The 25,812-nt window shown below is 67.5% G+C and carries 28 protein-coding genes; 16 read left to right on the top strand and 12 right to left on the bottom strand.

Features of this window, described 5'->3' with window-relative positions:
- Positions 1-272 precede the first annotated feature (272 nt).
- Entirely contained in the window at positions 273-926 is a 654-nt protein-coding gene (kstR, locus tag QH168_RS16770; RefSeq protein WP_280235596.1) for a cholesterol catabolism transcriptional regulator KstR, read from the bottom strand.
- A 202-nt stretch (positions 927-1,128) separates the two neighbouring features.
- Here kstR and QH168_RS16765 point away from each other — a divergent pair, with 202 nt between their 5' ends.
- The 6 genes from QH168_RS16765 to QH168_RS16740 are packed head-to-tail and all read left to right on the top strand — an operon-like array spanning position 1,129 to position 8,238.
- On the top strand, positions 1,129-3,393 hold the full coding sequence (locus QH168_RS16765; RefSeq protein ID WP_280235595.1) for an acyl-CoA dehydrogenase: 2,265 nt from the start codon (positions 1,129-1,131) through the stop codon (positions 3,391-3,393).
- A gap of 53 nt (positions 3,394-3,446) precedes the next feature.
- A complete protein-coding gene (locus QH168_RS16760) occupies positions 3,447-4,508 on the top strand; it encodes an acyl-CoA dehydrogenase family protein (RefSeq protein ID WP_280235594.1) in 1,062 nt (353 codons plus the stop codon).
- Positions 4,493-5,662: an acyl-CoA dehydrogenase family protein gene (locus tag QH168_RS16755; protein WP_280235593.1), complete on the top strand. Its 1,170-nt coding sequence runs from the start codon at positions 4,493-4,495 to the stop codon at positions 5,660-5,662. Before QH168_RS16760 ends, QH168_RS16755 begins: the two co-directional genes overlap by 16 nt.
- A gap of 24 nt (positions 5,663-5,686) precedes the next feature.
- A complete protein-coding gene (locus QH168_RS16750) occupies positions 5,687-6,634 on the top strand; it encodes a bifunctional MaoC family dehydratase N-terminal/OB-fold nucleic acid binding domain-containing protein (protein WP_280235592.1) in 948 nt (315 codons plus the stop codon).
- The gene (locus tag QH168_RS16745) at positions 6,631-7,056 is read left to right on the top strand and encodes a MaoC family dehydratase (protein ID WP_280235591.1); all 426 of its coding nucleotides are present in this window, start codon (positions 6,631-6,633) and stop codon (positions 7,054-7,056) included. Before QH168_RS16750 ends, QH168_RS16745 begins: the two co-directional genes overlap by 4 nt.
- Positions 7,057-8,238, top strand: coding sequence for a lipid-transfer protein (locus QH168_RS16740; RefSeq protein WP_280235590.1), 1,182 nt, complete (start codon positions 7,057-7,059; stop codon positions 8,236-8,238).
- Between the two features lie 246 nt (positions 8,239-8,484).
- On the opposite strand, the gene QH168_RS16735 is transcribed toward QH168_RS16740, so the two are convergent.
- Both QH168_RS16735 and QH168_RS16730 read right to left on the bottom strand, forming a co-directional pair.
- Complete coding sequence (locus QH168_RS16735; protein WP_280235589.1) at positions 8,485-9,009, bottom strand: hypothetical protein; 525 nt, start codon at positions 9,007-9,009, stop codon at positions 8,485-8,487.
- A 189-nt stretch (positions 9,010-9,198) separates the two neighbouring features.
- Positions 9,199-9,807, bottom strand: a complete 609-nt coding sequence (locus QH168_RS16730) for a TetR/AcrR family transcriptional regulator (protein ID WP_280235588.1) — start codon at positions 9,805-9,807, stop codon at positions 9,199-9,201.
- Positions 9,808-9,892: 85 nt separating this feature from the next.
- Between QH168_RS16730 and zapE the strand changes: the two genes are divergently transcribed.
- From zapE to QH168_RS16700, 6 genes are all read left to right on the top strand, one after another.
- A complete protein-coding gene (gene zapE, locus QH168_RS16725) occupies positions 9,893-11,227 on the top strand; it encodes a cell division protein ZapE (RefSeq protein WP_280235587.1) in 1,335 nt (444 codons plus the stop codon).
- Positions 11,228-11,405: 178 nt separating this feature from the next.
- A complete protein-coding gene (locus QH168_RS16720) occupies positions 11,406-12,320 on the top strand; it encodes a DUF4129 domain-containing protein (RefSeq protein ID WP_280235586.1) in 915 nt (304 codons plus the stop codon).
- 73 nt (positions 12,321-12,393) lie between these two features.
- A complete protein-coding gene (locus tag QH168_RS16715; protein WP_280235585.1) occupies positions 12,394-12,891 on the top strand; it encodes a hypothetical protein in 498 nt (165 codons plus the stop codon).
- Between the two features lie 28 nt (positions 12,892-12,919).
- Entirely contained in the window at positions 12,920-13,882 is a 963-nt protein-coding gene (locus tag QH168_RS16710; protein ID WP_280235584.1) for an AAA family ATPase, read from the top strand.
- A complete protein-coding gene (locus QH168_RS16705; RefSeq protein ID WP_280235583.1) occupies positions 13,879-15,153 on the top strand; it encodes a DUF58 domain-containing protein in 1,275 nt (424 codons plus the stop codon). The genes QH168_RS16710 and QH168_RS16705 overlap by 4 nt, the downstream gene beginning before the upstream one ends.
- The gene (locus tag QH168_RS16700) at positions 15,150-15,617 is read left to right on the top strand and encodes a hypothetical protein (RefSeq protein WP_280235582.1); all 468 of its coding nucleotides are present in this window, start codon (positions 15,150-15,152) and stop codon (positions 15,615-15,617) included. The genes QH168_RS16705 and QH168_RS16700 overlap by 4 nt, the downstream gene beginning before the upstream one ends.
- Before the next feature lie 106 nt (positions 15,618-15,723).
- On the opposite strand, the gene QH168_RS16695 is transcribed toward QH168_RS16700, so the two are convergent.
- Positions 15,724-16,578, bottom strand: a complete 855-nt coding sequence (locus QH168_RS16695; RefSeq protein WP_280235581.1) for an NAD(P)H-binding protein — start codon at positions 16,576-16,578, stop codon at positions 15,724-15,726.
- Positions 16,579-16,640: 62 nt separating this feature from the next.
- Between QH168_RS16695 and QH168_RS16690 the strand changes: the two genes are divergently transcribed.
- Both QH168_RS16690 and QH168_RS16685 read left to right on the top strand, forming a co-directional pair.
- Entirely contained in the window at positions 16,641-17,018 is a 378-nt protein-coding gene (locus tag QH168_RS16690; RefSeq protein ID WP_280235580.1) for a winged helix-turn-helix transcriptional regulator, read from the top strand.
- Positions 17,019-17,169: 151 nt separating this feature from the next.
- The gene (locus QH168_RS16685) at positions 17,170-18,354 is read left to right on the top strand and encodes an MFS transporter (RefSeq protein WP_280235579.1); all 1,185 of its coding nucleotides are present in this window, start codon (positions 17,170-17,172) and stop codon (positions 18,352-18,354) included.
- A gap of 321 nt (positions 18,355-18,675) precedes the next feature.
- On the opposite strand, the gene QH168_RS16680 is transcribed toward QH168_RS16685, so the two are convergent.
- The 5 genes from QH168_RS16680 to QH168_RS16660 form a co-directional block, all read right to left on the bottom strand.
- Complete coding sequence (locus tag QH168_RS16680) at positions 18,676-19,521, bottom strand: AraC family transcriptional regulator (RefSeq protein WP_280235578.1); 846 nt, start codon at positions 19,519-19,521, stop codon at positions 18,676-18,678.
- A gap of 60 nt (positions 19,522-19,581) precedes the next feature.
- Positions 19,582-20,016, bottom strand: coding sequence for a DUF4254 domain-containing protein (locus QH168_RS16675; RefSeq protein ID WP_280235577.1), 435 nt, complete (start codon positions 20,014-20,016; stop codon positions 19,582-19,584).
- Positions 20,017-20,159: 143 nt separating this feature from the next.
- Positions 20,160-20,942 (bottom strand): ESX secretion-associated protein EspG, encoded by a 783-nt coding sequence (locus QH168_RS16670; RefSeq protein ID WP_280235576.1) that lies wholly within the window; start codon positions 20,940-20,942, stop codon positions 20,160-20,162.
- Positions 20,943-20,946: 4 nt separating this feature from the next.
- Positions 20,947-22,275 (bottom strand): hypothetical protein, encoded by a 1,329-nt coding sequence (locus QH168_RS16665; protein ID WP_280235575.1) that lies wholly within the window; start codon positions 22,273-22,275, stop codon positions 20,947-20,949.
- Between the two features lie 249 nt (positions 22,276-22,524).
- Complete coding sequence (locus tag QH168_RS16660; RefSeq protein WP_280235574.1) at positions 22,525-22,680, bottom strand: hypothetical protein; 156 nt, start codon at positions 22,678-22,680, stop codon at positions 22,525-22,527.
- Here QH168_RS16660 and QH168_RS27720 point away from each other — a divergent pair.
- Together QH168_RS27720 and QH168_RS16655 are read left to right on the top strand one after the other, a co-directional pair.
- Positions 22,613-23,125 carry a DUF3558 domain-containing protein gene (locus QH168_RS27720; RefSeq protein ID WP_432421116.1) on the top strand — a complete coding sequence of 171 codons (513 nt, stop codon included), beginning with the start codon at positions 22,613-22,615 and terminating at the stop codon, positions 23,123-23,125. The genes QH168_RS16660 and QH168_RS27720 overlap by 68 nt on opposite strands.
- A gap of 10 nt (positions 23,126-23,135) precedes the next feature.
- Positions 23,136-23,543 carry a hypothetical protein gene (locus tag QH168_RS16655; RefSeq protein WP_280235573.1) on the top strand — a complete coding sequence of 136 codons (408 nt, stop codon included), beginning with the start codon at positions 23,136-23,138 and terminating at the stop codon, positions 23,541-23,543.
- A 49-nt stretch (positions 23,544-23,592) separates the two neighbouring features.
- Here QH168_RS16655 and QH168_RS16650 read toward each other — a convergent pair whose 3' ends face one another.
- The 3 genes from QH168_RS16650 to QH168_RS16640 all read right to left on the bottom strand — a co-directional run bounded on the left by QH168_RS16650 (position 23,593) and on the right by QH168_RS16640 (position 25,760).
- Entirely contained in the window at positions 23,593-24,399 is an 807-nt protein-coding gene (locus QH168_RS16650; RefSeq protein ID WP_280235572.1) for a GNAT family N-acetyltransferase, read from the bottom strand.
- 276 nt (positions 24,400-24,675) lie between these two features.
- On the bottom strand, positions 24,676-24,882 hold the full coding sequence (locus tag QH168_RS16645) for a DUF397 domain-containing protein (protein WP_280235571.1): 207 nt from the start codon (positions 24,880-24,882) through the stop codon (positions 24,676-24,678).
- On the bottom strand, positions 24,879-25,760 hold the full coding sequence (locus tag QH168_RS16640; protein WP_280235570.1) for a helix-turn-helix domain-containing protein: 882 nt from the start codon (positions 25,758-25,760) through the stop codon (positions 24,879-24,881). Before QH168_RS16640 ends, QH168_RS16645 begins: the two co-directional genes overlap by 4 nt.
- Positions 25,761-25,812: the final 52 nt, after the last annotated feature.

The raw sequence follows: 25,812 nt of genomic DNA, 5'->3' as shown, positions 1-25,812 counted from the left end.
TGACACCGGGCACTGATCACCGGATCGCACAGGCGATTTCGGCCCTGGTCGAAGCGCTGCCCGGGGGAAGGTGGCTGCCGCAGTAGACCCGAAGGGCGTGCAGTAGCCCGCCACTCTCCCGGTGGTGCCTTGGGGTTGCCCCCGCGCCCGGGCACCCCCGAGACGGGCCGCGAACTTTGGGGTTCGGTCTCGCTTCGCTCGAAATTTGGGGGGTGTCACCGACCGCTGTGTCGGTGATGTATTCGATTATGCCGGGGTGGGGTGCGGCTTGTTCAGGAGTTGCCGAGCAGCAGGTCGACGGTCAGTTCGAGGCGTTCGGTGACGTCTGTTGCCGAGGCTCTCCTGGTGAGCCAGGCCACCAGGTTCGACAGCCAGACGTCGCTGATGACGCGGGCGATGGCGAGCTGACGTTCGGTGGGTTCGCCGTCGTTCATGGCGCGGGCGAAGACCCGGTCCATCACCTTGCCGACGCGGTCGACCTCGGCGGCGGCGGAGGCGTCGGCGAACATGAACGCGCGGGTCATGGCCTCGGTGAGCAGCGGGTCGCGCTGCATCATCCTGGTGATCTGGGTGAGCAGCAGATGCATCCGCTCGCGCGGGGTCTGCCCGGCGAGGGGTTTGCGTTTGCCCTCGATCTGCTCGAATTCTCGCGACAGCGCCGATACCAGCAGGTGCACCTTGGACGGGAAGTAGCGGTAGAGGGTGCCGACGGCGACGTCGGCGCGTTCGGCGACCGCGCGCATCTGCACCGCGTCGTATCCGCCCTTGGAAGCCAGTGCCAGCGTCGCGTCGAGGATCCGCTTGCGGCGTTCCCGCTGCGCGGTGGAGCTCAGCTCGTCCTCGCTGAGCGTGGTCACGGCGGCTCGGGTGCCCGAGGCGGGCGCCCCGTTCGAGTCGGCCTGCTGCGAACGGGAGGGGCTGGCCATTGGTGCAGGTCCTTTCGTGTCGGGTGTGGCGGAGCGCGGTGCCCACGTGGGTTCGCGGGCTGCCACTCGCGCCGGACCCGCTCGGGTCGGTGGTCGTGCGCATTCGATCCTGCTGGACGAAAGCATCGCTTGACTTACGCCCGGCCAGGATATTAGAACATGTTCTAGGTGTGGGAGTCACGCCGGAGAGGCGGTATGTACTGTGACCATCGCCACCACTGACGAGCATAAAGCCGTTCAGGAGTCGATGAGCGGATGGGCAGCAGCGGTACGTCCGATTGCAACAATGCGCGACGATACGACCGGCTTCTGGCGCACGTATTGGGGCCGGTTGACCGAACTCGGGATCTTCCGGGTCGCGGTCGACGAGCAGGCGGGCGGCGCGGGTGGATCGTTCTCCGATCTCGCCGTGCTGGTGGAGCAGGCCGCGCACGATCTGGTCGGCGGACCGGTACTCACCACCGCGTTGGCCGGTGTGGTGACCGGCGGACGACTGGACGAGGAGCAGCCGTGCGGTATCGCGCTCGACACCGTTGTCGAGTCGGCGAGCAGCCTATCCGCTGTGGCGTCCCGGCGGGGGAACTCCGCCGGTGACCTGGTGCTCGACGGCGTCTGGGAGACCGTGCTCGGCGCAGCAGCGGGGACCGCGGTGCTGCTGCCGGTCCGGGTCGGCGACGAGGTGCGCTGGTGTCTGGTCCCCGCCGACGCCGCAGGCCTGACCGTCGAACCGCTGGAACCGCTCGACCCGAGCACCCCGCTGGCCCGGGTGCGCTGTGCTGACGTGCCGGTGCCCGCCGCCGACGTATTCGCCCCCGATGTCGCTGTCGAAGACCTGATCGTGCTGCTCGCCGCGGCGGAGCTGGCCGGGGTGGCCGGATGGTGCCTGGAGACGGCGGTCGAGTACGCCAAGGTGCGCGAGCAGTTCGGTAAGCGGATCGGCACCTTCCAGGCCGTCAAGCACATCTGCGCCTGGATGCTGTGCCGCACCGAACTGATCCGCGCGGTCGCCGCCGACGCCGCCGCGGCGGCCGACGACGCCCGCGCGAACGCCGCCGCCTCCGAACTCCCGATCGCGACCGCCATCGCCGCCGCCATCGCCTTGGACGCCGCGGTCGACACCGCGAAGGACTGCATCCAGGTCCTCGGCGGTATCGGCTTCACCTGGGAGCACGACGCGCATCTGTACCTGCGCCGCGCGGTGGCGCTGCGCCAGCTGCTCGGCGGGGCCGGGCATTGGCGCACCCGCGTGACCGAACTGACCAGGGCAGGCGCCCGCCGGACCACCGGCGCCGATCGGGTGCTCGCCGATGTGGCCACCGAGACGGGTCACTCCGGTGAGGGCGTCGGTGCCGCGGTGGGTGTCGCGGCCGCTGTCGGCAGCGTCGCCGGTGTCTCGCTGGAACTGGACGACGCCGGCAGCGGACTGGCCGCCGAGGTCGCCGGAATCGCGGCGCTGCCCGTCGATCGGCAACGCGATGCCCTGGTCGAGGCCGGTCTCGCCATGCCGCACTGGCCGAAGCCCTACGGTCGCGGCGCCGATCCGATGACGGGTCTGGTGATCTCCGAAGAACTGGCCCGCGCCGGTGTGCAGGCCCCCGATCTGGCCATCGGCGGCTGGGCGGTGCCGACCCTGTTGCAGCACGGCACCCCCGAGCAGATCGAGCGGTTCGCCTGGCCGACGCTGCGCGGTGAGGTGATCTGGTGTCAGCTGTTCAGCGAGCCGGAGGCCGGTTCCGATCTGGCGGCGCTGCGCACCACCGCCACCAAGGTCGACGGTGGCTGGATGCTGCGCGGGCAGAAGGTGTGGACCTCACTGGCCGACGCCGCCAACTGGGGCATCTGCCTGGCCCGCACCGATCCGGAGGCGCCCAAGCACAAGGGCATCAGCTACTTCCTGGTCGATATGCGCAGTGCGGGCATCGAGATCCGTCCGCTGGTGCAGATCACCGGTGAGGCGCGCTTCAGCGAGGTCTTCCTCGATGACGTCTTCGTCCCCGACGAATGCGTGGTCGGCGCGCTCGGCAACGGCTGGAAGATCTCCCGCTCCACCCTGTCCACCGAGCGGGTGGCCATGGGCGGCAGCGGAATCGGCCAGGTGCTCGAAGAACTCATCGCGAAACTGCCCGCTACCGGCCGCGGGTCCGAGTCGATCAACGATCGGCTCGGCGGATTCGTGGCCGAGGCCATCGCCGGTCTGCTGCTGGAACAGCGGGCGGCGGTGCGGATGCTGGCGGGCGGCGATCCCGGTCCGCAGAGCAGTGTGCGCAAGCTCGTCGGGGTGCGGCACCGGCAGGCCGTCGCCGAATTCGCCGTCGAAGTCGCGGGCCCTGCCGGTGCGCTGGAGACCGAGGCGACCAAGGAGTTCCTGCTCACCCGCTGTTTGTCGATCGCAGGCGGCACCGAGCAGATCCTGCTGACCGTGGCCGGTGAGCGGATCCTCGGGCTGCCGAGGGATACGGGCAGCTGAATGCGCGAACAGGACACGGGGCCTTCGGCTTCGAGGAACGACTGGAGATAAGCGTGGACTTCACCAGAGACGAGGCCCAGGACGCCGTGGCCGAGGTCGTCGTGAGTTTGCTGGAGCGTGAATCGGCACGCGACGCCGAATTGTGGCAGCCCCTGGTGGATACCGGGCTGCCCGCGGTGGCACTGCCGGAGCGTTTCGGCGGTGACGAGATGGGTGTGGGCGCGGTCTCGGTGTTGCTCACCGAACTGGCCACCGACGCCGTCGCCGTCCCGGCGCTGCCGACTTTCGGGTTCGGCGTCTTGGCGCTGCTCGGCGCACCGGATTCCGTCGCGGAGGCGGTGTTTCCCGCGGTGGCCGACGGCGCTGTCCTCACCGCGGCACTGCACGAACCGGGCGCGCCGTTCACCACGAAACCGGAGACCGAGGCGGTCGCCGACGGCGCGAAGGTGCGCATCACCGGTCACAAGATCGCTGTGCCCTACGCCGAGCAGGCCCGCTGGATCCTGGTGCCCACCGATGCCGGTGTCGCCGTGGTCGATTCCGGCGCCGAGGGCATCACCCGCACCGCCTCACCGGTGTCAGGGGCGATGCCCGAATACACGCTCCGGTTCGAATCGGTCGAGATTCCGGCCGAATGGTTGTTGCCCGAGGCTCTGGTCGATCTGCATCGGTCGGCGTTGGCCTCGATCGGCGCTGTCGCCGACGGCCTGCTCGAGGGTGCGCTGAAGCTCACCGCCGAGCATGTGCGCACCCGTCAGCAATTCGGCCGGCCGCTGGCGGAGTTCCAGGCGGTGGCTCAGCAGATCGCGGACATCTACGTGGTCTCGCGCACCCTGCACGCCGCCGCCGTATCCGCGAACTGGGCACTGGCCCAGGAGGATTCGAGTCCCGACCACGAGTCCAGGATCGACGACGATCTGGACGTACTCGCCTACACCGTGGCCGCGGAACTGCCGCGCGCCATGCAGAAATGCCATCACCTGCACGGTGGTATCGGCGTCGATATGACGCATTCGATGCACCGCTACTACTCCCAGGCCAAAGACATCGCCCGCTGGCTGGGCGGGGAGTCCCTGCGCCTCGACCGATTGGGGGCCAGATGTTCATCGATCTGACCGTCGAGCAGCGTCGGCTGCGCGACGAATTACGTTCCTACTTCGCCGATCTCGTCACACCCGAAGAAGAAGCCGCGATGGCGGTGAACCGGCACGGCGACGCCTACCGCGAGGTGGTGCGCCGGATGGGCCGTGACGGCTGGCTGGGTGTCGGCTGGCCCAAGGAGTATGGCGGCCAGGGCTTCGGCCCGGTCGAACAGCAGATCTTCTTCAACGAGGCCGTGCGCGCCGATGTGCCGTTGCCGCTGGTCACCCTGTTGACCGTCGGCCCGACGCTCCAACAGTTCGGCACCGAGGAACAGAAGCAGAAGTTCCTACCGGGCATCCTGTCCGGCGATATCCATTTCGCCATCGGCTACTCCGAACCGGAGGCCGGTACCGATCTGGCGTCACTGCGCACCAGCGCGGTGCGCGACGAGTCGGGGGATTGGATCGTCAACGGGCAGAAGATCTTCACCACCGGCGCGCACGAGGCCGACTATGTCTGGTTGGCCTGCCGTACCGGTTCGGTGGAATCGCGCCATCGCGGCATCACGATTCTGATCGCCGACACCAACGACCCAGGCTATTCCTGGACGCCGATCATCACCTGCGACGGCGCCCACCACACCAATGCCACCTATTTCGACAGTGTCCGCGTACCCGCGAACATGCTGGTCGGCGAGGAGAACCGGGGCTGGAGGCTGATCACGACCCAGCTCAACCACGAGCGGGTCAGCCTCGGACCGTCCGGCAAGATCGAGCAGCTCTACGACAAGGTCGTGGCCTGGGCGCGCCCGCTCGGCCTGCTCGACGAGCCCGATGTGCGCCGCGGCCTCGGCCGCATCCACGCCATGGTGCGGTTGAACGAACTGCTGAACTGGCAGGTCGCGGCCACCCACAGCGATGCCGACGAAGACCAGGCCAGGGTGATCGCCGACGCATCGGCCACCAAGGTCTACTCCACCGAATCCCTTCAGGAAGCCGGACGGCTGGTGGAGGAGATCGTCGGCCGCTACGGCGATCCCGCCGAACCGGCCACCGCCGAACTGCTGATCTGGCTGGACCGGCGCACCAAACAGAATCTGGTCGTCACCTTCGGCGGCGGCGTCAACGAGATCATGCGTGAACTCGTCGCCTCCGCGGGGCTGCGCCTGCCGCGCGTGCCGAGATAGCCAACGAGAACGAAGGAGCAGCGCGTGCCGGAAACACTCACTCCGCAACAGATCACCGCCGCCGGTGAGAAGATCATCGCGACGGGCGAGTCCTCGCATCGCGCGGGCCGCGACCCGGTGAACCAGCCGATGATCAACAACTGGTTGGAGGCCATCGGCGACACCAACCCGATCTACGTCGACGAGGAAGCCGCCCGCGCCGCGGGTTTCGCCGGTATCGTCGCACCACCCGCGATGGCGCAGGTGTGGACCATGCCGGGTCTGCACGGCCAACGCGCCGCCGACGATCCGATGAACGCCACCATCGAACTGCTCGACCAGGCGGGTTTCACCTCGATCGTCGGCACCAACTGCGAACAGACCTACCACCGCTACCTGGTGCCGGGGGAGCGGGTCACCGTCACCAGCAAGCTCGCCGATATCACCGGCCCCAAACGCACCGGGCTGGGTGAGGGCTGGTTCATCACCTTCCAGACGCGCTGGTACGTGGGTGACGAATTGGTCACCGAAATGCTGTTCCGCATGCTGAAATTCGCCCCCGGCACCGGCACCCCCGCGGAGGAGCCCACGCCGGATACGGCCGCGCGGGTGCGGCCGCTGGTCTCGCGGGATACCGAATTCTTCTGGGCCGGAACCAAGGTGGGGGAGCTGCGGATCCAGCAGCTGCCCGACGGCACCCTGCGGCATCCGCCGATCCCTGCGATCTGGCAGGACAAGTCCGAACCGACCGGCTATCGGGTCGCGTCGGGGCGCGGCACGGTGTTCAGCTACGTGGTACATCACGCGCCGAAGGTTCCCGGCAGGCAGTTGCCGTTCGTGGTGGCGCTGGTCGAATTGGAGGAAGGCGTGCGGATACTCGGTGAACTCCGGGGTGTGGACCCCGGCGAGGTCGAGGTCGGGTTGCCGGTGGAAGTCGGTTTCGAGAAGCTCGACGACGAGACGGCGCTGCCGTACTGGACGGTGATCGCGTGACCGCCACCGTCGAACCGGCCACCATCGCGGTCGGTACCGAACTGCCGGAGCTGGTGATCCACGCCGATCCCACCTTCGTCATCAGTAGCGCGCTGGCGACAAGGGATTTCCAGGATGTGCACCACGATCGGGACAAGGCCGTCGAGCGCGGTTCCAAGGACATCTTCGTCAATATCCTCACCGACACCGGTCTGGTGCAGCGCTTCGTCACCGACTGGTCGGGGCCGCGCACGATCGTGAAGAAGATCGCGCTGCGTCTCGGTGTTCCGCTGTACGCGGGCGACACCCTCACCCTCACCGGCAAGGTGACCGCCATCGAGGGCGAGGACATCCATATCGCCGTCACCGGGCGCGACAGCCTGGGCGACCACATCGTCGCCACCACCGTCATCGCCATTCGGCCTTCGGAAGCAGGTGCCTAGATGAGTGCACAGTCGGCCCTGTCGGGTCGGGCGGCGATCGCGGGTATCGGCGCCACCGATTTCTCCAAGAACTCCGGTCGCAGCGAACTGCGGCTGGCCGCCGAGGCGGTCACCGCGGCCCTCGCCGACGCCGGGCTCACCCCCGCCGATGTCGACGGCCTGACCACCTTCACCATGGACACCAATACGCAGGCTGCGGTGGCCCGCGCGGTCGGTATCCCGCAGCTGAAGTTCTTCAGCCACATCGGCTACGGCGGCGGCGCGGCGTGCGCGACGGTGCAGCAGGCGGCCATGGCCGTGGCTACCGGTGTGGCGGATGTGGTCGTCGCGTACCGGGCGTTCAACGAGCGGTCGGAGTCGCGATTCGGCCAGTTCTCCACCGCATTGGCGGCCGCGCCCACCTCATCGGGTGTCGACGCTGGATGGTCGTATCCGCAGGGTCTGGGCACCCCGGCCGCGCAGGTCGCCATGGTCGCGCGACGCTATATGCACGTATACGGCGCCACCAGTGCCGATTTCGGCCGCGTCGCCGTCGCCGACCGCAAACATGCCGCGGTGAATCCGAATGCCTTCTTCTACGGCAAGCCGATCACCCTGGAAGACCACCAGAATTCGCGCTGGATCGCCGAACCGCTGCATCTGCTCGATTGCTGCCAGGAGTCCGACGGTGGCGTCGCCATCGTGGTGACCAGTGTGGAGCGGGCCAAGGATCTGCCCAACCGCGCCGCCGTCATCACCGCCGCCGCCCAGGGCAGCGGCGCCGACCAGTACGTCATGACCAGCTACTACCGCGACGCCATGACCGGCCTCCCGGAAATGGGCCTGGTCGGCGACCAACTGTGGTCGCAGAGCGGCCTGCGCCCCGAGGACATGCAGGCCGCCATCCTCTACGACCATTTCACCCCGTTCGTCCTGATGCAGCTGGAAGAACTCGGCTTCTGCCCCCGCGGCGAAGCCAAGGATTTCATCGCCGACGGCGCCATCGAACTCGGCGGCCGCCTGCCCCTCAACACCCACGGCGGCCAACTCGGCGAGGCCTACATCCACGGCATGAACGGCATAGCCGAGGCCGTCCGCCAAATCCGCGGCACCTCCGTCAACCAGGTCGAAGACCTCACCAACATCCTGGTAACCGCAGGCACCGGCGTCCCCACCTCCGGCCTCATCCTCTCAGCCGACTGACGCGCCGAGTGGTACCTGACTGCGGCCCCTTCTCGGTCGTTGCGGCAGCCAGGTGCCACTCGTCGGGGGCGCGTGGCGAGCGCGTCGGCGCGACGGGGGCGTCGGCGGTGAGGGGCCGTGGTCGCACTTCCGAATGGGGTGCGAAAGCCACGGATACCGGGTATATTCGTGCGTGCGGGATGCAGTAGCGTCCTCGAAGTGGACCCGGCAGCCATCCGGACGGTTGGTGAGCCGGGTTTCGCGTATCTAGACCAACTTGCGAACCGACTCGATCTTTGGATCGACACGTTCCCGCCATGGGCCGCCTTTGGCAACGCACCACGCAGCCGCGTCGGAGATCCAGAGGATCGGCTCGGCGCTGGCCCGCATGTGGTGGTAGGTCAATCGGTCGGCAACATCGCATTTCCGGACTGCCTGATAAAGAACACGTTTGTCGCTGTCGATCAATGAATCGTCGGTTTCCAGAACCAGTCGGGTGCCCCCGGATGTGGCCAGATCCTCGACCACGGCACTCAGACACGCGGCACGAGCCGACATCGCATTCTTGATCTGCGTGGCATCGTAGACCACGATCTGGACATCGAGTTCACAGATCGCCGAGCATATTGCCCGCCTGCGTGGGTCCGATTCCTTCTTGAAGTGGATCCTGGATTGCCCACCGACCAGGTGTTGCCGCATCACTTTCCGCACTGAATCGACGCGTGTCCCCTCGGTGAAGGTGGACACGATCAAGAATCCGTTCTGCTTCGTTTCGTCGATGAATGCTTGCACCCCTACCGCCTGTCGCTCAGCCACGTATGCTTCGGCCTGCGCACGCGACGTGTCCAGGCATGGCGGACAACGGTACTCGCCTGCGCCGACATCGCCGATCGAAATCCATCGGCTGAGGTCTGGAGTTCTTCGGCGCGGGAACAGGATTGATGACGACGAACCGTGGGCGGCGTGCGACAGTCGGGGTGGTCAGCCGGGGAGTTCTCCGCGTAGGTAGGCCGAGAGGAGGTGCGTGAGCTGGGCGACGCTTTCAGGCGTTCCCGCCGGATGGTCGACGCGGGCACCGGCGAAGCGGTCGAAGGTGGCGCCTTCGATGACGGCGATGAAGTCGGCGGCGGTGGTGGCCGGGTCGGTGGCGCCGAGGTGTTCGAAGAGGGTGTGGGCGCGGGCGTGGGAGAAGAGGCTGTCGACCAGGCGGGGGTGGAGTTCGGGGTCGGCACTCAGTTCGATGGTGAGGGCGTAGCGGACCACGAGGTGGGCGCGGCGCTGGGAGAGCATACGGTCCAGCCAGGCGCCGACTCCGGCGGCGATCTCGGTGAGCAGCTCGGCTCGGGGGCGATCGGTGGGTGGTGGGGCGTCGCCGAAAGCTGCCAGGAAGTCGGCGCGGGTGCGTTCGGTGATGTGGTCGACCATGGCCTCGAGTAGCGCCCGCTTCGTGCGGAAGTAGTACGAGGTGGACCCGGCCGGGAGGGTGAGGGCGGTGTCGATGGCGCGATGGGTGAGCGCGCGTATGCCCTGTGCGGCAACCAGTTCGACGGCCGCGTCGACGATCAGCGTGCGTCGGTCCGGTGTCGACATATGTGCCCTCCTCGGTGCGCTGTGGCGCAGGTAACCGCGACACCATCCGTGAACAACTCTACTCTACATTTGTAGAGGAGGTGTCATGGAAACGATCCGATTGGACGCCGATCAACAACACGCGGCCGCCGTACTCGACGGGTTGCTAGACCGTCGTCACCGTCCACGCAAACACCACCGCGGGGTCTACCTGCACGGCAGACCGGGCCGCGGCAAGACCATGGTGATGGACCGCTTCCTGGCGACCGTCGATTCGAATCGCAAGCGCCGCTTCCATTTCCACACCTTCTTCGCCGCCCTGCATACCGATGCGCACACCACCGGCTCCATCGACACCGCCATCGACGCCCTGCTCGGCAATGCCCGCCTGGTGTGCTTCGACGAATTCCATGTGCACGACATCGGCGACGCCATGCTGATCACCCGCACACTCGACGCCCTCTTCGCCCGCCGCCGCACACTGGTCGTCACCTCGAACTACGCCCCCGCCGAACTCCTGCCGAACCCGCTGTTCCACGACCACTTCCTGCCGACCATCGACCGCATCACCGCCGAACTCGACGTCGTGTCCCTGGACGGCCCGCTCGATTACCGCACCACCTCGAGCGGCTCCGCCACCGGATTCCGGTCCGGGCGTTATGTCGTCGGCCCGGCGTCCGATTCCGTTGCAGCCGTTACGGGCCCGGGCGGCGTGCAGCCGACGGACAGCGCCTTCACCGGCACCGAGCCCCTGGCGCGTGACCGGCACACCCCAGGCGCTGAGATCGACGGCGTCATGGATGCTTCCGGTGGTCGAGCGGGTGAAGCCGACCCCGGTCGAATCGCCGTCACGCCCGATCCGTCCGCCCTCGCCGGGGCGGTGCCCTACGGTGCGCCGACCACCCGGCCGACCGCCGTGGATGTTCGCTGGTCGCCCGCCGATCGTGCTGCGAGCCGCATCGCCTCGTCCAGCCTCATCGGACGGGTCGAGTCCGATGAGGCGACCCACCGGACGTGCGCACCGGGCGGTGCCTCCGGCGAGGTATCCGACTCTTCGACGGATGGGCCCGGCCCGCGCGTCGAGGTTCCGATAGGTAGCCGGACCGTGCGGGCCCGCGCGGCCACCGCCGACACCATCACCATCGATTTCGCCGACCTGTGCGCCACCCCCACTTCGGCCGCCGACTACGTCCGGCTGGCCGAACGCTTCCACACCTGGACCCTCTGCGGTGTCCCGCTGCTGCGCGAGGTGCCCCCGGACTGGGCGATGCGTCTGGTGAACCTGGTCGACGTTCTCTACGACGCGGACCTACCGCTCACTGTGTACGCGGCCGCACCGGTCGACGATCTGATCGGCGGTGTGCACGGTGTTCCGGATATCGCCAGAGCGGCGAGCCGTCTTGGTGAGTTGTCACAAACCGGGGCGGTGGCTGTCGGTTAGCTGAGCCAATGGCGAGCGCCCCCGCCACGACCTGGGACGAGGCGGTTAAAACGGACGTACTCCGAAGTAATCGATTCCCTCCCGAGCGGACCGTTCGGCATGTAACTATGTGGCTGTTTTGGGCAGTACACAAGTATGGGGTAACGCAGTGGTCCGGTCGCGAGCGCCGATATCGCGCGTGATCGTAGTGATCACGCTGCTCGTCTGCGCCGTCATCGCGCTGCGCGGGTACCTTCCCGGCGCCACCGAATCCGATGACGGCCCCTCCGCGCCGTCCGCGCTCGCCGTCGCCTTGATGCCGGTACTGCTGACGGTCTCGATCGTCATCCTGCTCGCTGGCGTCATTGCCAGCCAGCATCGCCTGCCGCTGGCCATGCCCGAACCCGATCCGGATACCGACCGCGAGCCATGGCGGCTCGGCCGCGCCGGGCTGATCGTGCTCGCCCTGATCGCGGCCGTCGCGCTGTTGTTCGCGATCTTCTCGGCGATCTATTACGTCGGCCTGCAACCCGAGACCGAAACCTCCGTCGCACCGCCGACCGCGGCCCCGACGACCACGGGCGAGACCCCGCCCGCCGACCCCGCTACGGCCGCCGAACCTGCGGAACTCGCAGGCACGGCGCTGGTCCTGGCGATCATCGCGGCGGTCAGCCTCATCGCGGTGGCCATCGCCGGACTGGTGGTGGTGGCGATAACGACCCGCCGCACATCCGAACCCGCACCCGAACCGCAGGCCCCTGCGGTGGAAACCGCCGCCGATTCCCTGGCCCGCGCCGCCGAGATGGGCCTGGCCGCGATGAGCGCGCCCGGTCAGGATCCACGCACCGCGATCATCGCCTGCTATGTCGCGATGGAACGCGGCCTGTCGGCGGCCCGTTCCGCCGCGCCACTGGTCTCCGACACCCCGATGGAGGTGTTGGCTCGCGCGTTCGAGCACGGCGCGCTGCACGACGCGTCGGCGCGGGAGTTGGTGGCGTTGTTCGAGGAGGCCAGGTTCAGCCCGCATTCGATGCTCGAATGGCAGCGCATGCGTGCCGAACAGTTGCTGCGCATCGTGCTCGCCGATCTCCAGGGGGAGGTGGCGACCGCATGAGTGGGTCGGCGCCAGGGAGCGGCGGCTCGGGTTACCACCGGCAGCGCCTCGCTCCCGCGAAAGGGGGCACGGCATGACGCGGCTCGGCATGATCATCACCGCGGTGCTGGTGGTCGTCGTGATCGAACTGATCACCCTCGGCCGTGCGCGCGAGGCGATGCTCGCGGCGGCGGGTGTCCCGGTGGCGGTGGCGCTGGCCTATCTGGTGTGGTCGCTGCTCGGCCGTTCGGGTCCGCGTGAGGACGCCCTGCCCGATGAGATCGAGAACGGTCCCGCCGAGATGCTGCACCGCTGGCATGCCAGGGCGCAGATGCTCGCCGACCGCGCCGACGGCACCCGCGCGGACTGGGACCGCTATCTACGACCCCTGTTGGCCAAGGAGTTCGAATTGTCGGCCGGAGTGCGGGTCGCCAAGAACCGCAGGGCGATCGAGGCCGCCGGAATCCACCAGTTCGGTCCCGAACTGTGGCGTTGGGTGGATCCGGCGAACTCGGAACTGCGTGACCAGGTCGGTCGCGCACCGGGACGGGAGGCGCTGGACGAGATCCTGCGCCGCCTGCAAAGAATGTGAAACGGGTTGAGCGAGTGCGGGTGGACAAATGACGATGCCTTTGGACGTGACCGTCCAACGCAGTGAGGCCGTGTTACGGGAGTTGTCCCGTGTCGTGGTCGGCAAACGAGACGAGTTGCAGCTCATCATGATCGCGGTGCTCTCCGGTGGGCATGTGTTGATCGAGGACCTGCCCGGCCTCGGTAAGACGCTCATCGCCAGATCTTTCGCCGCCGCGCTCGGCCTGGATTTCGCCAGGGTGCAGTTCACCCCGGACCTGCTGCCAGCGGATCTGCTCGGTTCCACCATCTACGACATGTCCACCGGACGGTTCACCTTCCGTCGCGGACCGGTGTTCACCAATATGCTGCTGGCCGACGAGATCAACCGGACCCCACCCAAAACGCAGGCCGCGCTGCTGGAGGCGATGGCCGAGGGGCAGGTCAGCATCGACGGTGAAACCTTCCCGCTGCCACAGCCGTTCGTGGTGCTGGCCACCGACAACCCCATCGAATACGAAGGCACCTACCCGTTGCCGGAGGCGCAGCTGGACCGGTTCGCCATCCAGCTGCGGCTCGGCTATCTGTCCGAGCGCGATGAGACCCAGATGATTCGGCGCAGGCTCGAACGTGGTGCGTCGACGCCGCAGGTGGGTCAGGTGGTGGACGCGAACGGGCTGATGGAGATGCGCCATTCGGTCGAGTTCGTCACCGTGCACCCGGATGTGGTGGGCTATATCGTCGCGCTGGCCTCGGCCACTCGCGGGCATCCGCAGGTGGAGGTGGGGGCGAGCCCGCGCGCGGAACTGGATCTGGTGCAGATGTCGCGGGCGCGGGCATTGCTGCTCGGACGTGACTACGTCATTCCCGAAGATGTGAAGGCGCTGGCCGTTCCGGCGATGGCGCACCGGATCACCCTGCGTCCGGAGATGTGGGTGCGCCGGATCCGTGGTGAGGATGTGATCTCCGAGTTGCTGCGTCGCCTGCCGGTCCCACGCGCCGCCACGCCATGAGGCATCGCGACTCGAGCACCGCGCTCGAGGCCGAATTACAGTGGCGGCCCGCGCCATTGGTCTACATGCTGGCCGGGTGCGCGGCGATCGCGCTGGTGCTCGCGATCGTGGTGAACAGCTGGCAGCTCGTGGTGTTCGCGGCACCGCTGCTCGGGGTGCTGGCCACCGCGCCGTGGCAGCAGTCACGCACCCGCATCCAGATCGACGGCGGTCCGACGCAGCGCTGTTTCGAGACCGAGGAAGTGGTGCTCACCGTCGCGGCGTTCGTCGAGGAGGGCCATGCCCTGTTGCGGTGCACGCCGGAGCCGACCACGGGTCTGGAGACCGTCGTCGAGGAGGCGAGTGATTCCGGTGCGGCCCCGGCCGGGCTGCGGTTGGCGTTGTCGGCGAACCGTTGGGGTCGCTATCCGGTGGGGGTGCGGGTGTCGGCGTTGAGTCCGGCCGGTCTGGCCGTTGCCACGGTACGCAAGCCCGCCGGGCAGCTGTTCGTCTATCCGATCACCGATCCGCAGCGAATGCGATTGCCGCGCACCGAACTTCCCGAACGCCTCGGCGTGCATCTCACGCGTAAACACGGTCCAGGTGTGGAGTACGCCGATATTCGCGCCTACGCGCCGGGTGATCAGCTGCGCATCGTGAACTGGGCGGTGAGCGCGCGGCGCGGCAGGCTCTATGTCACCGAACGGTTCACCAACCGGTCCGCCGATGTCGTCGTGTTGATCGATACCTCGCTCCAGGCGCCGGGCCCCGCGACCGATTCGTTGGAGCTGTCGGTGCGTGGCGCCGCGCAGGTGGTGCAGTCGACCTTGCAGGCGGGCGACCGCACCGCCGTCGTCTGCCTCGGCCAGGATCCGCGCTGGCTGCGCCCCGATATCGGCCGACGCCAGTTCTATCGCATCGTCGACACCGTCCTCGACGTCGGTGACGAGCACATTCCTACCACCGGCACCCTTGCCCCGCATGCCGCGGTTCCGTTGGGCGCGATCATCATCGCCTTCTCCACCCTGCTCGACACCCAGTTCGCGCTCGCCCTCATCGACCTGCGTAAACGCGGGCATGTGGTGGTGGTGGTCGATGTGCTGCGCGGTACCCCGTTCGCCGACGGTCTCGATCCGACGTTGGCCAGGATGTGGCAGCTCGAGCGCGCCACCATGTACCGCGATATGGGCACCGTCGGCGTCGATATCGTGTCCTGGCCGGAAGACACCCGGCTGGATCAGATCATGCGTCTGCTTCCTCAACACCGCCGAACCGTCCGGGTGCGCCGATGATTCGTTTCCTCGCAGTCCTTTCCGGTGTCCTGCTCATCGGCTCGATCACCTTGATGACGCCATGGGCGGGCCTGCCCGCGGTGGCGCTGGTCGCCGCCGGCTGGTGGTTCCGCCCCGCCGCCGTCGCCGCCGTGCTGCTCGCCGTCGGCGTCCTCGCCTGGGACGATTCCGGCGTACTCACCGCTGCCGCAACAGGATTGGTCGCCACCGCCTATCTCCTCAACACGGCCACCGTCACGGCCCCGGTCGGCGTAGTCCCCACCACCATCCCCTCGGTCACCGGCGCCGTGGTCTTCACCGTCATCGCCGCGGCCGCCGCCCTGCTCCCGTTCCACCTCGCCTGGGCCCCGATAGCCGCCCCCATCCTGGTGATCCTCCTGTTCGGCCTGCTGGTCCACAGCATCACCCGCCGCCCGAACAACGGCTCCGAACCCAACCCACCCGCTGACCCCTCGAGGGTGTAGCGGTATCAGCGCCGCTTCCCGAATCCACATCGTCTCGTCGCGCCCGACCTTCCCGCGCGCCCACCCGATCGGGTGCCGGTCGCCCGGACGTGAATCGCACACGCGCTCAGCGGAAGTCTGCGATGTGGTCGCGGACCCACTGCGCATACGGCCGCGCGGGCGAGCCGATGAGGTCCTGCACGGTAGTGGTCGGCTGGCCGGGCGCGTCGACCATGGAGGCCAGCCCGCCGAGGATGAAGTCCGCGTATTCCGGTGCGATCCAGCTCATGTCCGATCTGGCCTGCGCGGGCGTGATCTCCTCCCATTCGAGGGGACGGCCCAATACCGCGCCGATCGTCGCGACCTGCTCGATCCTGCTCAGTGCGGCCGGTCCGGTCAGCTCGTAGCATGCGCCCGCGTGCCCGTCGGTGGTCAGTGCGCGTACCGCCACCGCGGCGATATCGGCCTCGTGCAGCAACGTCATCGCCGCCGCGCCGTATGCCCCACGCACGAGGTCACCGGTGCGGATCTGCGGCGCCCACTCCAGCGTGAGGGTCGCGAATCCGTGCGGCCGCAGGAAGGTCCATTCCAGCCCGGATTCCCGGATCGGCCGCTCGATGATCGCGTGCGCCGCACCGATCGGGTTGTCCTGTTCGGCGAGGTCGTCGTGGACCGCGGCCGAGGAGAGCAGCACGATGCGGTGTGCGTGCTCGGCAATCACCTCGACCACCGAATTCGCCGCATCGGCCGACAGCATCGGCCAGGTCAGATACACCGAGTCCACCCCGTCGAGCGCCGCGGCCAACGTGTCCGGTCTGTTCAGATCGCCCGGCGCCACCTCGACCCCCGCGGGCAGTGACGCCGCGGCGGGATTGCGGACCAGCGCCCGCACCGCGATCCCACGCGCCGCGAGCTGCGCCTCGACCTGCCCGCCGACGTGCCCGGTCGCCCCGATCACCAGAACTCTGCCTGTTCGTGTCATAGGGCAAACGTAAGCAGGAAACTTACCTGATGTAAGCCCATACCTGGAGGTAAGCTCATGGTATGGAGGTAGGTTTCCGGGCAGGTGGGGGCACCGCGGCGGCCCGCAGTGACGCATTCGACAGTGACTGCCCGGCCCGCACCGTCCTCGACAAGCTCACCAGCCGCTGGGGCGTCCTGATCCTGGCCGCCCTGTGCGACGGCCCGCAGCGCTTCCACGTCCTGCGCGATCGCATCGGTGGCATCAGCGAGAAGATGCTGTCCCAAAACCTGCGCACCTTCACCGAATACGGCCTCACCGAACGCACCGTCGAACCCACCTCCCCACCGAGCGTCACCTACACCCTCACCCCGATGGGCCAGGAAGCCGCCGAACAACTACGCGGCCTACTGAACTGGGTCGCCACGAACGCCGCCGCTATCACCGCCCCTAACCCATAACCCCCGCACCCGGCGTCGAGGCACCTGGCTGCGGCGTTTCGAGTAGCCCCCGCAGCGAGGTGCCACACGCGGGCGCAAGCCTTGGCGTTTGAGTCGGGTCGCGTGGCGTTTTGGGGGCGGTCGGGGCGGCGGCTCGGATGTTGCATCCGGCATGACAACGACTTTCACCGCGGCGCCGGAAGCGGTGCGCCGCGCCTGGCCGTCCCTGCTCACCATGTTCCTCGGCAGCTTCACCCTCGTGACGGCCGAATTCCTACCGCCAGGGGTATTGACCGCGCTCGCGAACGATCTGGGTGTTCAGGAGGGTGTGGTCGGGCTCTCGGTGAGCGCGACGGCGTTGACCGCGCTGCTCGCCGCGCTCGGACTCGGATCGCTGTTTCCGCGGATCGATCGCCGCATGCTGCTGGTGGCATTGACCATCGGCGCCGCCGTATCGAACGTGCTGGTGGCGATCGCACCGAACATCGGGCTGCTGCTGATCGCGCGGCTGCTGCTCGGTGTGGCGGTCGGCGGTTACTGGTCGATGGCGTTGGTGATCGCAGCGCAGTTGGTCCCTGCCGCCAGACTGGGTAAGGCGATGATGATCGTGAACGCGGGCACCACGGTCGCGACGGTGGCGGGTGTGCCGCTCGGGGTGCTGTTGGGCACCTATGCCGGGTGGCGCGTCGTGTTCGTCGTCGTGGCCGGGCTGTCGATCGCGGCGGCGATCGCGGTCAGGGTGGCGTTGCCGCCGATCGCGCCGACCCAAGGCGTCGGCTGGTCGGCGATGGGTGGCGCGTTGCGAGCGCCGGGTGTGGCGCTCGGCCTGGTCGGCATGGTCGCCGTCATCGGCGGAAACTTCGCGGGGTACACCTACATCCGTCCGGCGCTCGATGAGCTGCTCGGCGCAGGTCCCACCGCAATCGCCGTGCTGCTGGCACTGTTCGGTGCCGGTGGCCTGGTCGGAAACTTCGTACTCGGCTCGCTCGCCGACCGGCGCCTGAACATCCTGCTGGTGGCGGTTCCGGTAGCGATCGGCCTGTCGCTGCTCGCGATCATCGGCTCCGGTGCTGTCGCGGTGCTCGGCTACGTCGCGGTCATCGTCTGGGGCGCCGCGTTCGGCGGCATCCTCAATCTCGTCCAGGTGTGGATCTCGCGGGTGCTGCCCGACCGGATGGAAGCCGGAAGTGGGCTGGTGGTCGGCGGTTTCCAGCTCGCGATCATCGCGGGCTCCGCGGTCGGCGGACGTGGCGTCGACGGTATCGGCCTCGCCGCGACCTACGGTCTCGCCGCTGCGGCCGCGGTGCTCGGTGGAGTCGTGCTCCGGGTCTCATCGAGCCGCGGTGCCGCGAGCTGACTCGGTCGGTCGGTGGGGCCAGGTTTGGGCGCGGTCGGGTGCTGCTGGCCGCCCCACGGTGCCCGGTTGTGTTCACGCCGTGCCCGGTTGTGTCCACGCCGTGGGTGCGCTGGCTGTGGGTCGTCGGTTGACCGACTGTGCCTGGTCGGGTCACGCCGTGGGGTGCGCTGGCTGTGGGTCGTCGGCTGACCGACTGTGCCGGTCGGGTCACGCCGTGGGGTGCGCTGGCTGTGCGTCGTCGGCTGACCGACTGTGCCGGTCGGGTCACGCCGTGAGTGCGCTGGTCGTGCGTCGTCGGCTGACCGACCGTGCCCGGTTGGGTCACGCTGTAGGTGTGTGGGCCGAACGCCGCCACTCCGATGGTGTGAGGCCCGTATGCCTGCGGAAGGCTCGTCCGAACGCGGTCTCCGACCGGTAGCCGAGGCGGCGGGCGACCGTGCCGATGGCGGCATCCTTATCGGCCAGAATGCGTTGAGCCTGTTCGATCCGCAGTTGCGTCAGGTAGCGCCCCGGTGTGAGTCCGGTCGCCGCCTGGAACCGCGCGGCGAATCCCGACCGTGAGGCCAGCGCTACCCGCGCCAGCGCCTCCACGGTCCAGTCCTGTCCTGGATCGGCGTGCATGGCGGCCATCGCTCGCGCCACTCCCGGCTCGTTGACCCGCACCAGCCATCGCTTCGGTGCACATCCTCGTGTGTACCAGGATTCGATCGCCATCGACGCGATGAGCGTGACGACCCGGTCGCCCTGCACGCCTACCGGGTCGGGGCAGTTCTCGACGAGATGCTGCATCATCGTCGCGGCCAGCGGAGCGTGCTGGACGAAATCGGTCAGCAGCACTCGCGGCGGCAGCGTCTCCATCGCGCTCCCCGAACCGATCGCCGCGAGCCGCACGCACAGCACCGTGGCCTCCGACAGCGCGTTGACCGCAAACCGCTGCCCACACGGTACGAACAGAAAATCACCCTGCGCCAGATCCTCCGCCGCACCGATACCTTCGATCCGCACGAGCCCCTCGGTCACCACCAGCGCACTCGGCTCACCGACCGGGTACTCCCATTGCCCGGCGGCCAGTGTGAACACATCCCGTCCGGCGAACCGCCACCGGAGCCCGGCCAGCACCTCTTCCAGCCCGCCGCGACCCGCATCGACCAGCGTCAATGTGCACATCCCTCATGGTGAAACCCTTGCCGGATTCACGGTACCAAGAGGGATGTGGGCGGGTCCGTTTCACGGCGGTCCCGGCAGTCGACGGCGACCCGCAGCCAGTTCTGCGGCGAGGTCGTCGTACCCGACGGCGAGTTCGGCCAGACGTTCCCATGCGTCGCCGAGGTCGGTCGATGTGCCCGCCAGGGCGGCGTAGGCGTCGGCGGTGTACTGCGCCAAACGGTCGACGATCGAGCCGAGGGTTTCGGTGTGCAGCCGGGCGGAGCCGGGTGCGGGCGGCAGTTGGCTGTTGACCCAGCTGTCGATATCGCGGATGAGTCGTCGCCGTTCGATGTCGATGGTCTCTCGGTCGGCCAGCGTCGCGCGCGAACCGCACAGGCGGCGTTCGTGCAGGCTGGTGAGCTGATACGCCAGCCGCAGCATCGGATGATCGGTGTACATCTCGGTGCGGCAGGCGTGCAGCAGTCGATGTTTCTCGGGCAGCGGATGATTCGGCATCGCGTCAACGAAACACCGTCTACCGCCGATCGAGCCGCGATACGGGCAGGTTTGTGCGCAATCCCAGCACGATTCCCGCGACAGCCATCGTGGATTGCCCGCGATGAACGACCGGCCGCGTCCGATCGAGCGACGGCCCGCTCCTACCTACGCGACCGCAGATACTCCTCATGGTTGCGGTCCTCCCGATAGAACCGCTGCGTAATCGAGATCAGCCGCCCGATCTCGTTGCCGAGCGCCGTGGGACCGGCCGGTTTCGCGATGATCGGATCGCCGGTCTTCACGTAGTAGCGGCCGTCGTCGTAATCCATCCACCAGAAGCTGCGCCCGAACGCGGGTCTGGCATCGACGGCGGGCCCGGGAAAGACCATGATCTCGCCGAACGCCTTGCGGTGTCGTTTGAACACCCGGTCCAGCTGCTGGGCGAGGCTGGCTTCGCCGTGGCCGCGCACATATCGCGAGCGGTCGGCGTTCAGGTCTTCGCGCCGAACCTCTACCGGCGGCGCGGTTCCTGCCTGAGCTCGGGGCAGCGCGGCAAGGGCTTGTGCCGGAATCTCGTCGGCCGCACAACCGGTGACGATCACATCGCCACCGATGTCATCGGAGGTCCCCGCCAACTGCACCAGCGCGGCCCCCGCATAGCCGTTCACCGCACCGTGGAAACGGTAGGTCGTCCCCGAGCCCTTCTCGCCGAATCCCTTGATCTCCACCCGTGCCTCGGGTTCGCGCAGCACCTCGAGCACCCGCATCAGCTCGACCGAGTAGAAGCCGTCCAGCAGCTGCGCCACCGCCGCTTCACGCTGCATCCGCAGATCTTCGAAGCTGTCGGCGACCGGCCGGTACCGCAGCGGATAGGGCAGACGATCGGAACCATAGGCAGACCAGAGGATCTGGAATTGCAGTCCGGTGAAACGCCATTCACTCATCGGTTCACCCCTCGGCGCCGAGCACCGGCGGCACGGTCTTCGGCATCGAATCCAGGCCGGTGAGTTCCTCGCCGTTCTGCTGGTTGATCAGATAATCCTTGATCGCCGACTGCCCCGATTTCTCCTCGTCCTGACCGCCGCCCCGTCCGGGAGCGCCCATACCGCCCATCGGCATACCGCCGCCCATCCGGCCAGCGCCCGCACCGGGCTTCCCGGCCGCCGCCGCGGCCGCCGACGCGCCGGACTGCGGCGTACCTCCACCGGGCAGGCTGCGGCCCTGGCCGGGGGCGCCACCACCGGATGATCCGCTGCCACCGGACCCGCCGCCGCTGCCGGGGATCCCGGAGCCCGAACCCGGACGTCCCGATCCGCCAGGGACATATCCGGCGCCGGTGGGTGTGCCGGGCGTGCCCGTGGTCGCCGCCTTGCCCGTATCGGTTGGCGTGCTTGTGGTCTGGGGTGTGCTCTGCGTCTCGGTGCCCGCCGTCGTGGTGCCCGGCTCTTCGGTTTCCGTTCCAGGATCGTCGCCGCCGATGTCGTCGCCCCCGCCGGTCTGGCCGGGGTCGCCGCCGCCGTCCTCGCCGCCGGTATTGCCGCCTCCGGGGTTTTCACCGCCGGGGTTCTCACCACCGGTGCCGGGCGGCTTGGGGACGTCTCCACCACCGTCGTCCACGACTTTCGGCGCGGCGGGCAGCACGGGCACATTGTGGTCGGTCTGATTCGCGACCTGCCCGTACACGGTTCGCAGAATTCGGCGCCCTTCGTCCTCGGCTTCCTCGGTGGTGTAGTCGCCCTCTTTCATGATCCCGTCGGGCGGAAGCACTTTGCCGTCGAGATCCTTCGGCTGTTCGGCCGTGGGCATCAGCGCCTTCGTCTGATGCAGACCGGTCACCATTTCGTTCAGTTTGATACCGACGAGATGGGCAGCGGTGCCGAGCGGCTCGGTGCGCGTCGCGTAGTTGTTCACCGCGTTCACGGCCGCGCTCGCCGAGGCGCCGGACCACGCCGCCTTCCCGCCCGCCCCGGTGGCGACGGTCTTGTGGAACTCGGTGTTGAACGTGGTCGCGGCGTCGTTGATGTCCTTGCTGATCTGCAACCAGGCCGTCCCCGCGGCCTCCACCAGCTCCGGCTTCATACCGTTGACCTTCTGCACCATCTGCGCGAGGTTCATCGTGTCGTAATCGTCGGGCCCCTTGATCCGCGGATCCTCATAGTCGCCGTCGAATTTCGAAGCCACGAACGCCTGCGCGAAATAGATCGCCGACCGGTCGTAATTCCATTGCCGCTGCGCATCAATGACCTTGCGCCGGTACTCCTCGTAGTCGTCGCTCATCCCACCCCGCCTGATAGTGCATTGGTCGATACACGCTACCAATCATGGGCGTCCCCGCACCATCGGCCACCACACCGGATCTCGTCCACACCAGGGCCGACCGCTGCTCCGGGGTTGTTGGGGGTAGGGGCGGACGGTAGCGTGCTGGAGAATCGTGTCGCCTCCTCACCCGCCCGCTGGCGGGCGCGAGCGCGACGTGGGTACAGAAGGGGGCCACGTGTCCGTGCACAACAGAAGGTTCCCCCGCGCTCAGCGGGTGCGTGGGGCAGTGCTGCTCGCCGCAGCGGTATTCGGGGTCGCCGGGTGTTCGGGGTCGACCGATGGGGCGCCGACGGCGGTGGAGAGTGTGGTGGAGAGCCCGGACAGCGGGCAGGGGTCGGAGCCGGGGAACTCCGCGGCCAGCACGACCAGTCAATCGGCGGATGCGGGTCTGTGGGATCCCTGCGGCTTACCGGAATCGGCACTGTCGGCTGAGGGCATGGATCCCGCGTCCAAGGAGTCAGGTATTGCCGACGTCGATTTCACTGACGCCGGTTGGAACATCTGTCAGTGGAAGGCGACCGCTGGTTGGTACAGACTGGCTGTGCTTGCCGGGCCGCCGAGTCTTGACGAAGTCGAAGCCAGGCCGGACTACGCTGAGTACACACCCACGACTGTCGGTGCACGACGTGGCGTTCAGTTCCGAAGCCCTGGCGCAACGCATGATCTCATGTGTTATCTGGCAGTCGAGATTCCGAATGGCACCGTCACCTTCAGGGCGTCGGCGCGTGCTTCGGTGGGGGCCAAGGAAGATATGTGTACCGTCGTTGGCCAACATGCATCGGGCCTCGCCAGCTTTTTGCCTGAGTAGGAGTGGATAGATGAGTGTCGTCGATCTCGGCGGTGTCGATCCGCAACAGTGGCGGAACCTGTTGGACGAGGCGAATGCCGGTCGGCTGGCCCTTGACCCCGAGGTGGGTAAAGGACTGGACGTGGTGTGCGACAACTACCTGTCAAAGCTGGATGATCTAGTCGACAAAGCATCGCTCGTCGCCTATGTCGATGGCTTCGGAACGTTTCCTTCAGGCGTCGCGTTGCAGGAAAAGTTCACCTTGAAGGGTTCTGGAGACGCGCAGTCGATCGACACGATTCTCATGGAACACATCGAGACCGTCAAACTGATCAAGCAAGTTGTCGCCAAGTCGATTGCGAACCTGACCGAGACCGATCAGGGCACAGGCCAGCAGGTTACGAAGACCGGCCAGGATATTCCGCAGGGACAGAACTGACGGATGGATTTGTGGACCCCGGGCCGATGGCTGGACTTCGCGGATGGGTTCAGGGGTTGATCGTGTGTTCTGTGAACGTTCCGCAGGGGCGGAAGCCGAGGCGGCGGTAGACGGGTTCGCCGTCGGCTGATGCTTGCAGGACTGCAATGCGGGTTTCTCCGGCGTGGGCTGTGTGGAGGGCCGCGAGGGTGATGGCGCCGCCGTAGCCGCGGCGGCGGTGGGTGGTGAGGGCGGAGATGTTGTAGATACCGGCGACTCCGGCGTGATGGAACACTTCGGCGGAACACACCGGGCGGTTCTCCACGTAGCCGACCAGATAGCGGGCGGGGCAGTGTGCGGCCAGTGCTTGCGGGGCGGCCTGGGTGAAGAAGCGGCGGACGGTGTCGGCGGGTGGGGTCCAGTTCGCAGCGAGGACGGTGGCGTAGTCGGCAAGTTGGCCAGGCGTGGTGACGCTCTGGATGTCCAGGCCTTGGACGGCGGGCGGTGGCAGGGTGTCGTTCAGTTCGGCCCACATCGCTGTCTCGCTTTCGGATGCCGGCAGACCGGCCGCTGTCAGGCGGGTGGTGAGGTCCGGTGGGGTCGAGGCGGGGCCCACCCACCAGGAGAAGCGGCGGCCGGTCGGAGCCAGTGCTCGAGCGGTCTCGGTGATACGTGTGGCAGCGTCGTCGGCGGTGAAGCGGGCCATGGCAACGATGTTGAAAGTGTCGTCGTCCAGGCCGCTGTCGGCGACCAGGAGGTCGTCGGTCTCGGTGACAGTCGCACCGGCCATGCTCCGGTGCAGGTGGCAGGCGTGTTCTGCCAGGTTCCGTTCCATCCTGTCCATCAAGTCGGCTTCATCGAGGGAATGGTCGTTCATAGCGATGATCTCAGCAGGACCGGTCGAAGATCGCATGCGATTTCGAGTCATGCGCCAGCGACCAGCGCGTTCGATACACGGCCCCAGGGTTCGTGGGCATCGCTGACCTCGGCGGTGTAGATCCGGGCAAATAGCGCCAACCGCTGGACCAGGCAACATCAGTCGATCTGAGGTTTGGTGCTGTCGCACGGTTCGTGCGGTTCGGGATCGGGGATGGATTCTCGAGCAATAGCGGAGCGGGCCCTCGATATGTTGCCCAGGGCCCGCTCGGTGGAATCAGTGTCGGTCGAACTTGCCGCCCGCTACGCCGGTGGTGAAAGTCGCCCACTCGTCCGGGCCGAAAACGAGTGCACCGCCATCGGGGTTCTTGGAGTCACGGACGCCGACCAGGTTCGCATCGAGGAAGGCCACCTCAACACACTCGGTCGAAGCGTCGCTGTGGCTGCTCTTGAACCATCGAGCGTTCGTAACGTCAACGTTCACGATAGAAACTCCTTCGCTACCTGCCGGAGCAGGGCCCTGCTGTCCACCGCATCGAGGGCCGCAGCCTGAAATGCCTTGTGAAGCTCATGGTACCGATCCACATCTCGAGGCTTCTCCAGATAGAGGCTGCCCGTGTATGTGGGGACATAGACGACGGGCGGCTCGATTTCGCGCCCTGCCTTGTCAGTTCCGAACTCGAGAATGACGAACTGCCCGCTGCCATGGCCGCCCGGCACGCCAGCGGTGTTGGGCAGTACTCGCAGGGTGATGTTGGGGCGTGTGCTCATGTCCGCGAGGTGTTTGAGTTGCAGGCCCGTGATTCTCGGGTCGCCGATTATCCGGCGAAGCAACGATTCGTGCAGCACCACATCGACTTCCACCGGCTGCCGCTTCCGCGTGACGACCATCTGCCGGTACTGGCGCATCTGCACGCGCCGTTCGTGCTCGGCTGGTGACTCGCCGGGATGTCCTTCCCGAACCAGTGCTCGCGTGTAATCCGCGGTTTGCAGGATCCCCGGTACCAGCTCCACGTGGTACGAGAGGAACCTTCGCGCAGCCGCTTCCAGCCCCATGTACACATCGAACGTCTCCGGTATCAGATCCCCGAACGCGTGCCACCAGCTCTTGACATTGGCTTCCTGCGCGAGCCCGATGAACGCCGCCGCATGATGTTCCGGTACCGCGTACAGCTCGCACGCTGCTTCGACCTGGTCGATGTTGACCTTCGCGTTCTGTCCGTGTTCGAGCCGGTACAGACTGGTCGATCCCATCTCGAGTAGTACCGCCGCTTGCGTCAGGCTCAGTCCGGCGCGGGTGCGCCAGTCCATCAGGTAGCGGCCGAGTTGGCGGCGCGGCAGTGTGGATCCGGTGTCCTGCATGGGTCCTCCCCATCGAGGGCGGGCCGATCGACCCGCAAACGGGTAGAGCAAT

This window comes from Nocardia cyriacigeorgica (genome assembly GCF_029868385.1).
Taxonomy (GTDB): Bacteria; Actinomycetota; Actinomycetes; order Mycobacteriales; family Mycobacteriaceae; genus Nocardia; species Nocardia cyriacigeorgica_F.
The sequence above is the reverse complement of the archived record's forward strand: the minus strand, read 5'-3'. Positions and strand labels throughout refer to the sequence as shown.

Coding starts and splice junctions, on each gene's coding strand:
- kstR (WP_280235596.1), bottom strand. CDS start 926: ATGGCCAGCCCCTCCCGTTCGCAGCAGGCCGACTCGAACGGGGCGCCC.
- zapE (WP_280235587.1), top strand. CDS start 9,893: ATGGAAACGATCCGATTGGACGCCGATCAACAACACGCGGCCGCCGTA.
- QH168_RS16690 (WP_280235580.1), top strand. CDS start 16,641: ATGGAGGTAGGTTTCCGGGCAGGTGGGGGCACCGCGGCGGCCCGCAGT.
- QH168_RS16665 (WP_280235575.1), bottom strand. CDS start 22,275: ATGAGCGACGACTACGAGGAGTACCGGCGCAAGGTCATTGATGCGCAG.
- QH168_RS16755 (WP_280235593.1), top strand. CDS start 4,493: ATGTTCATCGATCTGACCGTCGAGCAGCGTCGGCTGCGCGACGAATTA.
- QH168_RS16650 (WP_280235572.1), bottom strand. CDS start 24,399: ATGAACGACCATTCCCTCGATGAAGCCGACTTGATGGACAGGATGGAA.
- QH168_RS16640 (WP_280235570.1), bottom strand. CDS start 25,760: ATGCAGGACACCGGATCCACACTGCCGCGCCGCCAACTCGGCCGCTAC.
- QH168_RS16705 (WP_280235583.1), top strand. CDS start 13,879: ATGAGGCATCGCGACTCGAGCACCGCGCTCGAGGCCGAATTACAGTGG.
- QH168_RS16695 (WP_280235581.1), bottom strand. CDS start 16,578: ATGACACGAACAGGCAGAGTTCTGGTGATCGGGGCGACCGGGCACGTC.
- QH168_RS16740 (WP_280235590.1), top strand. CDS start 7,057: ATGAGTGCACAGTCGGCCCTGTCGGGTCGGGCGGCGATCGCGGGTATC.
- QH168_RS16655 (WP_280235573.1), top strand. CDS start 23,136: ATGAGTGTCGTCGATCTCGGCGGTGTCGATCCGCAACAGTGGCGGAAC.
- QH168_RS16730 (WP_280235588.1), bottom strand. CDS start 9,807: ATGTCGACACCGGACCGACGCACGCTGATCGTCGACGCGGCCGTCGAA.
- QH168_RS16675 (WP_280235577.1), bottom strand. CDS start 20,016: ATGCCGAATCATCCGCTGCCCGAGAAACATCGACTGCTGCACGCCTGC.
- QH168_RS16715 (WP_280235585.1), top strand. CDS start 12,394: ATGACGCGGCTCGGCATGATCATCACCGCGGTGCTGGTGGTCGTCGTG.
- QH168_RS16710 (WP_280235584.1), top strand. CDS start 12,920: ATGACGATGCCTTTGGACGTGACCGTCCAACGCAGTGAGGCCGTGTTA.
- QH168_RS16685 (WP_280235579.1), top strand. CDS start 17,170: ATGACAACGACTTTCACCGCGGCGCCGGAAGCGGTGCGCCGCGCCTGG.
- QH168_RS16670 (WP_280235576.1), bottom strand. CDS start 20,942: ATGAGTGAATGGCGTTTCACCGGACTGCAATTCCAGATCCTCTGGTCT.
- QH168_RS16700 (WP_280235582.1), top strand. CDS start 15,150: ATGATTCGTTTCCTCGCAGTCCTTTCCGGTGTCCTGCTCATCGGCTCG.
- QH168_RS16680 (WP_280235578.1), bottom strand. CDS start 19,521: ATGTGCACATTGACGCTGGTCGATGCGGGTCGCGGCGGGCTGGAAGAG.